The 12,441-nt window shown below is 75.8% G+C and carries 13 protein-coding genes; 5 read left to right on the top strand and 8 right to left on the bottom strand.

The genetic code is table 11. From position 1 onward, the window contains the following. Window positions 1–56: 56 nt before the first annotated feature. A complete protein-coding gene (corA, locus tag CLV92_RS11465; RefSeq protein WP_104432956.1) occupies window positions 57–1,046 on the top strand; it encodes a magnesium/cobalt transporter CorA in 990 nt (329 codons plus the stop codon). Between the two features lie 25 nt (window positions 1,047–1,071). Here corA and CLV92_RS11460 read toward each other — a convergent pair whose 3' ends face one another. Together CLV92_RS11460 and CLV92_RS22400 are read right to left on the bottom strand one after the other, a co-directional pair. Then, window positions 1,072–1,914, bottom strand: a complete 843-nt coding sequence (locus CLV92_RS11460; protein WP_170112750.1) for an undecaprenyl-diphosphate phosphatase — start codon at window positions 1,912–1,914, stop codon at window positions 1,072–1,074. 245 nt (window positions 1,915–2,159) lie between these two features. After that, window positions 2,160–2,582 carry a primosomal protein gene (locus CLV92_RS22400; protein WP_158257209.1) on the bottom strand — a complete coding sequence of 141 codons (423 nt, stop codon included), beginning with the start codon at window positions 2,580–2,582 and terminating at the stop codon, window positions 2,160–2,162. A gap of 38 nt (window positions 2,583–2,620) precedes the next feature. Between CLV92_RS22400 and CLV92_RS11450 the strand changes: the two genes are divergently transcribed. Together CLV92_RS11450 and ilvA are read left to right on the top strand one after the other, a co-directional pair. Continuing rightward, on the top strand, window positions 2,621–2,857 hold the full coding sequence (locus CLV92_RS11450; protein ID WP_104433057.1) for a DUF5703 family protein: 237 nt from the start codon (window positions 2,621–2,623) through the stop codon (window positions 2,855–2,857). 46 nt (window positions 2,858–2,903) lie between these two features. After that, on the top strand, window positions 2,904–4,160 hold the full coding sequence (gene ilvA / locus CLV92_RS11445) for a threonine ammonia-lyase IlvA (protein ID WP_245886721.1): 1,257 nt from the start codon (window positions 2,904–2,906) through the stop codon (window positions 4,158–4,160). Window positions 4,161–4,209: 49 nt separating this feature from the next. On the opposite strand, the gene CLV92_RS11440 is transcribed toward ilvA, so the two are convergent. Continuing rightward, on the bottom strand, window positions 4,210–5,019 hold the full coding sequence (locus CLV92_RS11440; protein WP_104432954.1) for an LGFP repeat-containing protein: 810 nt from the start codon (window positions 5,017–5,019) through the stop codon (window positions 4,210–4,212). Window positions 5,020–5,143: 124 nt separating this feature from the next. Here CLV92_RS11440 and CLV92_RS11435 point away from each other — a divergent pair, with 124 nt between their 5' ends. Then, window positions 5,144–6,388, top strand: coding sequence for a saccharopine dehydrogenase family protein (locus CLV92_RS11435; RefSeq protein ID WP_104432953.1), 1,245 nt, complete (start codon window positions 5,144–5,146; stop codon window positions 6,386–6,388). Between the two features lie 12 nt (window positions 6,389–6,400). On the opposite strand, the gene CLV92_RS11430 is transcribed toward CLV92_RS11435, so the two are convergent. The 3 genes from CLV92_RS11430 to CLV92_RS11420 form a co-directional block, all read right to left on the bottom strand. After that, window positions 6,401–7,813, bottom strand: coding sequence for a cryptochrome/photolyase family protein (locus CLV92_RS11430; protein ID WP_245886718.1), 1,413 nt, complete (start codon window positions 7,811–7,813; stop codon window positions 6,401–6,403). A gap of 82 nt (window positions 7,814–7,895) precedes the next feature. Further along, window positions 7,896–8,534 carry a Clp protease N-terminal domain-containing protein gene (locus CLV92_RS11425; RefSeq protein WP_104432951.1) on the bottom strand — a complete coding sequence of 213 codons (639 nt, stop codon included), beginning with the start codon at window positions 8,532–8,534 and terminating at the stop codon, window positions 7,896–7,898. Next, window positions 8,531–8,809, bottom strand: a complete 279-nt coding sequence (locus tag CLV92_RS11420) for a hypothetical protein (RefSeq protein ID WP_104432950.1) — start codon at window positions 8,807–8,809, stop codon at window positions 8,531–8,533. Before CLV92_RS11420 ends, CLV92_RS11425 begins: the two co-directional genes overlap by 4 nt. 237 nt (window positions 8,810–9,046) lie before the next feature. Here CLV92_RS11420 and CLV92_RS11415 point away from each other — a divergent pair, with 237 nt between their 5' ends. Continuing rightward, window positions 9,047–9,664 carry an RDD family protein gene (locus CLV92_RS11415; protein WP_104432949.1) on the top strand — a complete coding sequence of 206 codons (618 nt, stop codon included), beginning with the start codon at window positions 9,047–9,049 and terminating at the stop codon, window positions 9,662–9,664. A 43-nt stretch (window positions 9,665–9,707) separates the two neighbouring features. Here CLV92_RS11415 and CLV92_RS11410 read toward each other — a convergent pair whose 3' ends face one another. Together CLV92_RS11410 and CLV92_RS11405 are read right to left on the bottom strand one after the other, a co-directional pair. Then, on the bottom strand, window positions 9,708–10,373 hold the full coding sequence (locus CLV92_RS11410) for a response regulator transcription factor (RefSeq protein WP_211291062.1): 666 nt from the start codon (window positions 10,371–10,373) through the stop codon (window positions 9,708–9,710). After that, window positions 10,370–12,439: a sensor histidine kinase gene (locus CLV92_RS11405; protein WP_104432948.1), complete on the bottom strand. Its 2,070-nt coding sequence runs from the start codon at window positions 12,437–12,439 to the stop codon at window positions 10,370–10,372. Before CLV92_RS11405 ends, CLV92_RS11410 begins: the two co-directional genes overlap by 4 nt. Window positions 12,440–12,441 lie beyond the last annotated feature (2 nt).

Here is a 12,441-nt window from a genome sequence, read left to right as displayed (position 1 = left end):
CCGCGGCGCCGCCGCCCCGGCGCGGAGGGGCTCCCGGCGCGGGGGAGGATGGGGGGGTGATCGTGGACGTGGCCTCCTACACCGACGGGCGCCGCCGGGACTGCACCGGCGCCGCCGGACTGCCGCAGACGTTGCGGCAGTGCCGCTCCGAGGCGGGCAGCTTCGTCTGGATCGGGCTGAAGGACCCCACCGCGGAGGAGTTCGACCAGGTCTCCGGGGAGCTCGGCCTGCACCCCCTCGCCGTGGAGGACGCGGTGCGCGGGCGGCAGCGGCCCAAGCTGGAGCGCTACGGCGACACCCTGTTCGTGGTGGTGAAGGTGCTCTCCTACGCCGAGGCGGAGTCGGCGGTGGAGACGGGCGAGGTGATGGTCTTCATCGGGGAGCGCTTCGTCGTCACGGTGCGCCGCGGCGACGTGGGCTCGCTGGCGCCCGTGCGCCGCGCCCTGGAGGCGGACCCGGAGCGGCTGGGCCAGGGCCCCACCCACGTCCTGCACGCCGTGCTCGACGCGGTCGTCGACGGCTACGTCGCGGTCGACCGTGAGCTGGAGCAGGACGTGGAGCAGATGGAGGAGCAAGTGTTCTCCCCCAGCCGCACCCGCGACGCCATGCAGATCTACAACCTCAAGCGGGAGGTGCTTGAGGTGCGGCGGGCGGCCTCCCCGCTGCTGGCGGCGCTGCGCGCGCACCTGGGCGGGCAGGACGGGCTGGAGGCGGGCGGCCGCGACGAGATGCGCTTCGCGCTGCGCGACGTCGTCGACCACCTGGAGCGCACCGTGGAGCACGTCGAGGGCTACGACCGGCTGCTGACGAGCATCCTCGACGCCCACCTGGCGCAGGTCTCGGTGCAGCAGAACGAGGACATGCGGCGGATCTCGGCGTGGGCGGCGGTCTTCGCCGTCGAGACGCTCATCGCGGGGATCTACGGGATGAACTTCACGCACATGCCGGAGCTGGACTGGCGCCTCGGCTATCCGGCGGTCCTGGTGCTGATGGTGCTCGTGGGCACGGGCCTGTACCTGCGCTTCCGCCGGGCCGGGTGGCTGTAGGCGCACCCGGCCGCGGCGGGCTCGCTCAGCCCAGCGGCAGGTCGTGGAAGGGCGGCAGGACCGCCGCCGCCACGAGGGCGTAGACGACCGCGGCCAGGACGATGCGGTAGACCACGAACGGCTTGTAGCTGTGGGTGGTGATGTAGCGCATCAGCCAGGCGATGACGGCGTAGCCGACGACGAAGGCGATCGCGGTGGCGACGATCGTGGCGCTCCACGGCACCGAGGCGCCGTCCCTGACCTCCTCGTAGAGCTGGAAGAACCCCGAGAGCACCACCGCGGGGATGGCCAGCAGGAAGGAGTACCGCGCCGCGGCCTCGCGGGTGTAGCCGAGGAGGAGGCCGGCGGTGATGGTGCCTCCGGAGCGGGAGACGCCGGGGATGAGCGCCAGGGACTGCGCCAGGCCGAAGAGGATGCCGTGCTTCCACGTCAGCTGGGTGAGCTCGCGCTCCTTCGCGCCGCGCCGGTCGGCCCAGCCGAGCAGCAGCGCGAAGACCCACAGGGTGGTGGCCGTGAGCAGGTAGCCGCGCAGCACCGTCTCGATCTGGTCCTTGAAGAGCAGGCCGAAGACGCCGATGGGGATGCTGCCGAGGATGACCAGCCACCCCATGCGCGCGTCCGGGTCGCCGCGCGGGACGCGGCCGGCCAGCGACCCCACCCACCGGCTGACGATCCGGGCGATGTCGCGGCGGAAGTAGATGATGACCGCCGCCTCGGTGCCGAGCTGGCTGATGGCGGTGAACGCGGCGCCCGGGTCGCCGGCGCCGATGAGCTGACCGGTGACGGACAGGTGGGCGCTGGAGGAGATGGGCAGGAACTCCGTCAGGCCCTGGACCAGGCCCAGGACGACGGCTTCGGCGAGGCCGATGCTCACCCCGCCACCACCGTCGCGCCGGTCACCGGGGTCTCCGCGCGGCGCGGGAACGGGCGGGAACGGAGGGGGCGGCAGGCGATGGGCACGGGTCACGAGCCTATCGACCGGGCGGCGGCGCACCCCCCGACGTCACCCGTTGGCACCGCAAGTTCGGCCGCCGCACACCGAATGCTCACCGGCGGGGGCCGGCGGACGGGGCGGGGGTCGTCGCCGCGCCGTCCGCCGGTTCCGCGGCCGGCTCAGCGGGGGGCGCGCTCCGCGCCGGTGACGTCCACGACGGCACCCCCGGCGCGCCCGCCGGCGGGGTCGAGCTCGTCCTCGTCATCGAGGTCCTCGTCGTCCTCGGCGAGGTCGTCCTCGTCGTCCTCGTCGTCCTCGTCGTCGAGGTCCTCGTCGTCGACGAGGTCGTCCTCGTCGAGGTCGTCGCCGGCGGACGGGCCGTCCTCGCGCTCGTCCTCCACGTCGTCGTAGAGGACCAGCGGGGTCACCTCGTCGTAGGCGGCGTAGAGGGCGCTGTCGTAGACCTCGAAGGCGTCGGCGAGGCGCTGGTAGGCCCTCTCCACTGCCGGGTCCGCCTCCCCGCGACGGTTGGCGGCGGCATCGAGATGGCCCTCGAGCGCGGCGACCAGCCGGGCGAGCGCGGCACGCGGGTCCGTCGTCATGTTCCGACCGTAGCGGTCAGCGGGCCACAATGGGACCGATGGCAACTCCAGCTCAGCGCCGGCACGAGGGGCAGCCGGCCACCCCCGATCCCGACCGGTACGAGTACCGCCTCCTGACGTTCCCGCGCACCACCTCGCGTGCCGAGGCGCGGCGCCTGCTGACGGAGCACGCGGACTACGGACGCTGGGAGCTGGACCGCGTCCGGCTCACCTTCGGCGGGGTCCGCCGCGTCCGCCTGCGCCGCAAGATCATCCGCGTCGTCCGCACCGCCTGACCCGCGGGTGGGCGCCGCCGGACCGGTGCTGCGGCAGGATCGTCGGGTGCCCGTCGACGCCGCCATGGTCGAGTCCGCCGCCCAGCGCCTGCGCGACGTGGTCACCACCACGTCCCTGGAGCGCAGCGCCCGCCTGTCCGCGCGCACGGGCGCCGACGTCTGGCTCAAGCGCGAGGACCTGCAGGTGGTGCGCTCCTACAAGGTGCGCGGTGCCTACAACCTCATCGCCCAGCTCGGCGGTGACTCCCGCGACGCGGGGGTGGTCTGCGCCAGCGCCGGCAACCACGGCCAGGGAGTGGCGCACGCCTGCGCCCTGCTCGGGGTGCCCGGGCGGGTGCACGTGCCGCGGACCACGCCGCGGCAGAAGCGCGACCGCATCGCAGCGCTCGGCGGGGCGGGGGTGCGCACCCTGGTCGCCGGCGACACCTACGACGACGCGGCGGCCGCGGCGCTGGCCGACGCCGCGACCACCGGCGCGACGCTCGTGCCGGCCTTCGACGACCCCCGGACCATCGCCGGTCAGGGGACCGTGGCCGCGGAGCTCGTCGAGCAGCTGCTGGCGGCGGCCGGGGCGGTGCCGGACGTGGTCGTGGTCCCCGTCGGCGGCGGGGGGCTGCTCGCCGGGTGCCTCGCGTGGCTGCGCGAGCGCCACCCCGGCACCCGGGTGGTGGGGGTGGAGCCGGCCGGCGCGGCGTGCATGGCGGCGGCGCTGGCCGCGGGGCGGCCGGTGCGGCTGGAGCGCCTCGACGGCTTCGTCGACGGCGCTGCGGTGCGCCGGGCGGGGGATGCGACGTTCCCGCTGGTGGCGGACTCCGGCGCGGAGCTGGTGACGGTGGCGGAGGGCCGGGTCTGCACGGAGATGCTCGCGATGTACCAGAGCGACGGCATCATCGCCGAGCCCGCGGGGGCGATGGCGGCGGCCGCCCTGGGCGACACCGTCGTCGTGGAGCCGGGGCAGACGGTGGTGTGCATCGTCTCCGGCGGCAACAACGACGTCAGCCGCTACGCGGAGGTCGTGGAGCGGGCGCTGGTCCACGAGGGCCGCAAGCACTACTTCCTGGTGGAGTTCCCGCAGGAGCCGGGCGCGCTGCGCAGGTTCCTCGACGAGGTGCTCGGCCCGGACGACGACATCACCCTGTTCGAGTACGTCAAGCGCAGCAACCGCGAGACGGGCCCGGCGCTGGTGGGCGTGGAACTGGCCCGCGCCGAGGACCTGGCCCCCTTGCTGGCGCGGATGGAGTCCGCACCGCCCGCGGTGGAGCGGGTCGACCCGGCGAGCCCGCTGTTCCGCTACCTGCTGTGAGTGCGCGCCGGGCCGCGCCGGGCCCGGCGCGCACTCCCGCGGGAGCCGGTCAGCAGCGGGAGCGGTACCCCAGCTCGCGCATCTCGGGGACGTCGTTCCACAGGTCGACCTGGGGCCCCTCCGCCTGGGACCAGACGATGACGCCCCCCTGGAACTCCTGCCCGAAGACACCCTCCTCGAACTCGAACTCCTCGGAGGCCGGGAACCCGAGGCAGCCGCCCTCCCAGCCCTGCCCGGCCCACGCGCGCCGGATCTCGCCGCGGACGGCCTGCGCGCCGGTGTCGTGGGACCAGTAGATCGCCCCGCCCTGGAAGGCGTTGTAGGCGCCCTCGCCGTTCGGGGTGCGGACCTCGGACGTCACGGGGAAGCCCAGCAGGGAGTCGTGCTCGCCCCACCCCTCGTAGGCCTGCTGGATCTCGCCGTGCACCGCGTGGGCGCCCGTGCGCGGCGACCAGTACATCCGGCCGCCCTCGAAGTCCTGCACCGCGCCGCTGCGGGTGCGGGTGCGGGTCTCGTCGGAGGTCGGGAAGCCGAGCGGGGAGCCCTCCCAGCCGAGCCGGCCCCAGCTGTCGCGGATCTGCCCGTGCACCTCCCGGGCTCCCGTCTCCGGCGACCAGTAGATGGAGCCGCGCTGGAACACCACGTACGCGCCGCGCTCGTCCGGGGTGCGGACCTCCTCGGTCACCGGCTCGCCGAGGAAGCCCCGGGCGCCGCCGTAGTAGGCCTCGTAGGCGTGGCCGATGTCGCCGCCCACGCGGGGGTCGGCGGCGGCGGGGACGGTGGTGAGGACCGCGGCGGCGGTGAGCACCGCGGCAGCGCTGCGGCGCAGGGCGCGAGCGTGCGCCTGGACGGGAAGCATGCTCCGACGGTAGGGACGGGCCTGCCCCGCCGGCGGTGCCGCGAGGGCCCGTCACCTGTTCGGCGCTCGCGGCTCACCCGATGCGCCGCGCGCCCGCGGCCGGGCCGCGACGTAGGGTCGCTGCGTGCACAGCGAGCGGGACTTCGACGTCGTCCTCTTCGGCGCCACCGGCTTCGTCGGGCGGCTGACGGCGGCCCACCTGGCCGAGGCCGCCCCGCCGGGGCTGCGGATCGCGCTGGCGGGACGCTCCCGGGAGCGCCTGGCGGCCGTGCGCTCGGGGCTGCCCGCGGTCGCGGCGCAGTGGCCGCTCGTCGTCGCCGACGCCGCGGACCCCGCTGCGCTCGCCGCGCTCGCCCGGTCCACGCGGGTGGTGGTCTCCACGGTGGGGCCCTACCTGCGCCACGGCCTGCCGCTCGTCGGGGAGTGTGCGCGCGCCGGCACCCACTACGCCGACCTGACGGGTGAGGTGCTCTTCGCGCGCCGCAGCATCGACGCCTTCCACGAGACGGCGGCCGCCTCGGGTGCGCGGATCGTGCACTCGTGCGGCTTCGACTCGGTGCCCTCCGACCTCGCGGTGCTGCTGACGGCCGAACGCGCGCGGGCCGACGATGCCGGCGAACTGCTGGACGCCGAGCTGTGCGTGATCTCGCTGAAGGGCGGGGTGAGCGGGGGCACGGTGGACTCCGCGCGCGTGCAGGTGGACGCGGCCCGCGCCGACCGCGGCGCGCGGCGGCTGCTGGGCGACCCGTACGCGCTCAGCCCGGACCGGGCGGGGGAACCGGACCTGGGCGGGGAGCGCGAGCGCTTCGCCCCTGCCCGGCGCAAGGACCTGGGCGGCTGGACGGCACCGTTCGTGATGGCCCCCTACAACACCCGCGTCGTGCGCCGCAGCAACGCCCTGCAGGGCCACGCCTACGGGCGCCGGTTGCGCTACTCCGAGGTGGTGGCCTTCACGGGGCGGACGGCGCCGCTGCGGGCGGCGGCGACCACCGCGGGGATCGCCGCCGTGCTGGGAGCCCTCGCGCTGCCCCCGACGCGCCGCCTCGCCGACCGCCTGCTGCCCGCGCCTGGTTCCGGGCCGAGCGAGCGGACGCAGCGCGAGGGGCACTTCCGGATGCGGCTGCGGGCGCGGACCACGGGCGGGGCCCGCTACGTCACGACCGTCGCCGCACCGGGGGACCCCGGCTACGCCGCCACGGCGGTGATGCTGGGGCAGAGCGCAGTGGCCCTGGCCCTCGACGGCGCGACGCTGCCGGACCGGGCCGGGGTGCTGACGCCCGCCACGGGGATGGGCGCGGCGCTGGCGGAGCGCTTGCGCCGCAGCGGGTTCACCTTCGACGTCGCCTCGGTCGGGCCAGCGCCTCGCTGAGCCCGGGGCGTTTCAGCGACGGATGCGCTCGTACTCGGCGAGCGCGACCCGTCGCTCCTCGGCGTGGTCCACGATCCGTTCGGGGTAGCCGTGGGCGTAGCCGTCGGGCGCGTCCCAGGGGGTGTGGGCGGCCTTGCCGGGCAGGTGACGCAGTTCCGGCACCCAGCGGCGGACGTAATCCCCGTGCGGGTCGGACTTCAGGCCCTGCGTGACGGGGTTGAAGACCCGGAAGAAGGGGGCGGCGTCGGTGCCGGAGCCCGCGACCCACTGCCAGCCGTGCATGTTGGAGGCGAGGTCGGCGTCGCGCAGCCGGTGCATGAACTCCCGCCCGCCGTGCATCCACTCCACGTGCAGGTCCTTGACCAGGAAGCTGGCCACGATCATCCGGACCCGGTTGTGCATCCAGCCGACGGCGCGCATCTGCCGCATCCCGGCGTCCACGACGGGGAACCCGGTGCGGCCCTGCGCCCAGGCGCGGAACTGCTCCCCCGGCTCGTCGTAGGCCAGCGCGGCGAGCTGCGGCCGGTAGTAGGTCCGGGCGGTCTCGGGGCGGTGCCAGAGCACGTCGGCGTAGAAGTCGCGCCAGCACAGTTCCGTGCGGTACGTCGCCGCCCCGCGGCTGGGGTCGTGGGCGAGGTCGGCCAGCAGCGTGCGCGGGTGAACCTCGCCCCACTTCAGCGCGTGGGACAGCTGGGAGGTGCCATCGAGGTCCGGGCGGTCGCGGGCCTCGTCGTAGTCGCCGACGCGGTCGGTGAGGAAGGTGCGCCAGCGGGCGCGCGCGGCGTCCTCCCCCGCCTCGGGAAACCGCAGCTCGCCGAGGTCGGGCTCCTGCGGCCAGCCGGGCCCGTCGACCCCGTCGCCGTCGCGGATCCAGCGGACGTTGCCCGGCCGTTCGGCGGGGGCGTGCCAGCCGTGGGCGTGCCAGGCGCGGGAGAACGGGGTGAAGACCTGGAACGGGCTTCCGGAGCCGGTGCGCAGGGTGCCCGGCCCGACGGCGTAGGGGCTGCCGGTGCGCACCAGCTCCCGGTCGGCTGCGGCGAGGGCCTGCTCCACGGCCGTGTCGCGGCGGCGCCCGTACGGACCGGCGTCGGCGCTGACGTGGACGCGTGCGGCGCCGACGCGTGCGGCGACCCGCGGCACCACCTGCGCCGGGTCGCCCTCCTCGACGACGAGGGAACCGCCGAGGTCGGCGTCGAGGGCGCGCAGGGACCGCAGCAGGTAGGCGCGGCGCACGTCGCCGGAGGGCCCCCACAGGGCGGGGTCCACGACGAAGAGCGGCAGGACCTCCCCGTCCGCGGCGGCCGCGAGCAGCGCCGGGTGGTCGCCCAGCCGCAGGTCGCGGCGGAACCAGAGCACGGCCACCGGGACCGGGGAGGACGAGGAGGACCGGGAGGTCGGGGGCCGGCCGGGGGGTCGCTGCGCCACGGACGGCGACGCTAGCCGAGGGGCCGGGCCGCCGCCCGGCGGCGCAGCGGGCCCGTCGGGCACGGGCCGGCCGCCGCTGCGTTCAGGGCGTCCGGCCGGCGGCCTGGGCGATGGCCTGGGCGTCGAAGCGCAGCTGGCTGGTGGCCGTCCGGGAGACCAGCGGGCGCAGCAGGGAGGCGAGCGGACCGCGGCGGCGGCTCTGGAACTCCACGTGCAGCCGGCATCCCCGCCCGGCGGGCTCCACGCGCAGCGCCTCCAGGCGCAGTGCCTCGACGTCGACCCCGAGGTGCTCCAGCAGTCGCGCGGCGCGCCGGCCGTCGTCGTCGAGCAGCTCGACCAGCAGCGCGCGGTCGTCGCCGCGGGAGGCGCGCCGCACCCGCGCCATCGCGCGGTCGTTCCACGGCAGGGACTGCGCCGCCAGGAACGAGGGCGGGGCGGGCGGCGGCGCCGGGGCGGTGGGCACGTCGACGCCCAGCGCGGCGAGGTCCTGCTGTTGGAGGCGGGCGACGGCCTCGCGCAGCTCGCCCATGCCGACGCCCGCGGCGATCAGCAGGCCCGCGCTGGGGCCGCCCGTGGCCAGCAGCCCGAGCAGCAGGTGCTCGACGTCGACCTCGGGATGGCCGAGCCGGGCCGCCTCCTCCAGCGCGACGATGCTGATGTAGCGCGACTGCCGCAACAGCGAACGCCCGCTCCCCGACTCCGGCGCGGATCCCGTGCTCATCGACCCCTGCCCCCCTGATCCGTTGCGACCTGCTCCGTTCCGGCCGGCTCCGCGACGACGTCCCGCAGCCGCTTGGCGTACTTCTTGTGCACCGCCTGGCGGGTCACGCCCAGGTCGGCGGCGATCTCGGACCACGACGCGCCCTGGTGCAGCGCCCGCTCGACCTGCCGCAGCTCCAGCGTCTCCAGCAGCCGTCGCAGCGCCGCGACCGCGCGCAGGCCGCGGGAGGAGTCACTGGTGTCGGTGGCCGCCAGGGCCAGCTGGGGCGCATCCACGCCCGTCAACCTAGGTTGCTCGACCGGGACGCGTCAACTTCGGTTGCTCGGTGAACCGCCGACGCCGGAGCTCCGCACCCAGAGCGGGGCGACACCCAGACCGGGAGCGACACCCAGGCCGCGGGGTTTCCCCACCACCGGCGAGTTCGACCTCCCCTGCGGCGGGCGGCAGCACTTCCCGCGCTGCTGGATCGAGAGGTGCCCCACGGGCAGAGGGCTTGCTGGCAGAGTTCGGGCATGGTCGACACGAGGCGCCCCAGCCCGCAACCGCTCGCGGCGGCACCCTTCTGGCGCCGCCTCACGGCCCGGGTCATCGACCTGCTCCTGGCCCTGCCGCTCACGTTCCTGCTGATCGTGCCGCTGTCGATCGTCGCCTCGCCCGTGTACATCCCCATGGACAAGAACTCAGCGGCCTACGACACGGTCGTCGCGGTGATGGGGACCACGGCCTACTTCCTGGCGTACGTCCTGCTCGAGTGGTTCCTGCTGGTGCGGCGCGACGGGCAGACGCTGGGCAAGGGGCTCCTGGGGCTGCGCGTCGTGAGTGATCGCGGCGGCGCCACGCTCACCGTCACGTCCTCGTTCGTGCGCCTCCTCGTCCTGTTCGCGCCCTTCGTCCTCCTGTCCGCCGCCGGGAACGACGAGACCGGCGACGTCTGGGACACCCTCTCCGACGTCGGCCTGCTGACCGTGCTGGCCAGCCTCCTCATGGCGCTCGTCCCCGCGGCCCGACGGCGGGCGGTCCACGACCTCGCCGCGGGCAGCCGGGTCGTCCGGGCGCCCGTGCGCGGCATCGCGCTGAAGCAGGACGTCCGGATGATGATCCCGGGCAAGGTCGACCTCACGAAGAGGTGACGGGACCGCCACCCGGTGGTCCGCCCCGCCCGTCGGCGGCGGTTCAGCCGTCGTCGGGCTCCGCACCGGCGAGCCGGTGCTCGTGGGCCAGGGCGACCAGCGCGGCGCGGCTGCCGACGCCGGTCTTGGAGAGCAGCGCGGTCACGTTGTTGCGCACCGTCTTCTCCGCCAGGAAGAGCCGGCGGGCGATCTCGCAGTTGCCCAGTCCGCGCGAGACCAGGTCGAGGACCTCCAGCTCACGCACCGTCAGGCCGGCGGGGAGGACGGTGCCGGCCGGGCCGGGCGACGACCGCGTCAGCAGCCCGGCCATCCGCGCCGCGACGGGCGCGGCCACGAGCAGCTCCCCGCGCGCGACGGCGGCGACGGCCCGCCCGATCGTCTCCGCGGCCGCCTCCTTGAGCAGGTAACCCCGCGCACCGGCCCGCAGGGCGGCGAGGGCGGTGTCGTCGGAGCTGTCCATGGTGAGCACGAGGACCCCGACGCCGGCGTGGTGGGTGCTGAGGTGCCTGGTCACCTGCACACCGGACCGGTCCGGCAGGTGCACGTCCATGACGACCACGTCGGGGAGGTGCTCGGCGACAGCGGCGAGGCCCTCCGCGGCGGTACCCGCCTCGGCGACCACCGTGATGTCGTCCTCGGCCAGGAGCAGGGCCAGGCCCTGGCGGTACACGGGGTGGTCCTCGACCAGGACCACCCGCAGGCCGGTCACGACGTGCTCCCCGCCGGGCGCGGCGCCGCGAGGAGGCTTCCCGGCGCGGCGGGCGCCGTCAGCGGCAGCCGGGCCCGCACGACGGTTCCGGGACGTCGCCCGGAGCCGCCGGATCCGACGCTGAGGTGCCCCCCGTGGCCCTCCACGCGAGCGCGCATGGAGGCCAGGCCGAGGCCACCCGGGCGCGACGTGGACCCCGGACCCACGCCGTCGTCGCACACCTCGACGAGGAGGGCGTCGGGGCACGTGATGCGCACCGCGATCCACTGCGCCGCGGCGTGCCGCAGCGTGTTGGTGAGCGCTTCCGCCACCACCCGGTAGGCGGTCGCCTCCAGGGGCGCCGGCAGCTCGGGCAGGTCGTCGACGTCGAGGTGGATCCGCAGTCCGGCCGCCGCCGCGCCGTCGAGGAGAGCGCGGACCCCGGCTGCGAGGCCCAGGTCGGTCACGGTCGCCGGTGCCAGCTCGTCGACGACGCGGCGCAGGTCCACCACGGCCCTGCGGGTGGTGGTGTCGAGGACGTGCAGGACCTGCAGGGCGGCCCGGGGATCGGCGCGCTCCAGGCGCCGGCGGGCGGTCTCGGCCTGCAGGCAGACCGCGGCGAGCGAGGGGCCGATGTCGTCGTGGAGGGTGGAGCGCAGCCGTCGGCGCTCCTCCGTGCGCGCGTCGAGCAGAGCAGAGCGCGACGCCTGCAGTTCCTCGGCCACGGCCACCGCTGCGACGGTGCCGGCGATCGCCACGGCGAGGTCGTCCAGGAGGCGCAGGTCCGCCGGTGAGAAGGCCTCCCCGGGTGAGCGGGTCCGGACCTCCAGCTCGCCCACCCGACGTCCCGCGTGCTGCAGCGGGACGGTCAGCACCCCTGCCGGGGTCCGTTCCGGAGCCGGGTCCGGGAAGCCGGCGAGCACCCGGCCCCGCCCGAGGATGCGGACTCCCGGGCAGCGCAGGCCGCGCGCGAGGTCCTCGGCGGCGGCGCTGAGCGCCCCGATCGCGTCGGCGCCACCCGCCAGCACCTGCATCGTGCGCGTCAGCGCCGCGTAGGGGTCGCCGCGGTCGCCGTAGAGCCAGCGGGCGACGGCGTCCTGCAGCAGCGCGCGGGCCGGGGCGAAGCCCACTGCGATCACCGCGGTGGCGAGCACCGACGCGCCCACCCCCCGCAGGCGGAACACCGTGGCCGCGGCCTGCACCACCACCACGTAGCTGACGGCGATGCCCGCCGAGAGCAGCGTCCAGGCCACCGCCCGCTGGACCACGATCTCCAGGTCGTACAGCCGCAGCCGGAGGATGCACACCGCCGCCGAGACCGGCACGAGGAGCATCGCGACGTCCTGGAGCACCGTGCCGGCACGGCCCAGCCTCGGAGCCACCAGCACGACGAGCACGACCGCGGCACCGGTGACCACGAACGGAGCGATCTGGCGGCGCTGGCGCTGGTCGGAGCGGAGGAGCCGCACCACCAGGGCCGCGGTCGAGAGGATCGCGCAGCCGACCAGCACGACCACGGCGATCGCCTGCAGCGGCGGCGCCCAGGACGAGGCGAAGGGGCCGGCGACCTCCTCGTGCGGGCCGACCTGCACCCGCGGTGAGGCGGCCGCCGCGCACATCGCCACCAGGATCGCTGCCAGTGTCGTGCGCAGCAGCAGATGCGCCGCCCGTCCCGGCGGCGAATGCGGGAAGACCAGGGGGAGGACCGTGACCGGCAGCACCACTGCCGGGATCCACAGCCAGCCCGCGGCCCACCCGGCCAGCTCCCCCGCCGACCCGGACGTCGAGATCAGCACCGCTCCCGAGCAGACCGAGGCGGCGTCGAACCAGGCGATGGCCGCGAAACAGCGCCCCACCGGGTGGGCGGGCACGCGCTGGAGCAGCACGGCCGCCACGACCGCGGAGGCGACCGCCATCAGCGCGCCGCCCAGCAGGTGCCCGTCGACGAGCACCTCGACGTCCGGGTGCCGCAGCGCCGTCGCCAGTGCCGCGAGGGCCAGCGCGGACGGGACGACAGCAGCGGTGGTGAACCGCCACCGGTCCCGTCGCGCCGTCCGCGCGGCCCCGTGCACCGGGGACTGCTCCATCA

The organism is Kineococcus xinjiangensis (assembly GCF_002934625.1).
GTDB lineage: Bacteria > Actinomycetota > Actinomycetes > Actinomycetales > Kineococcaceae > Kineococcus_A > Kineococcus_A xinjiangensis.
This window is presented reverse-complemented; position numbering and strand designations above follow the sequence as displayed.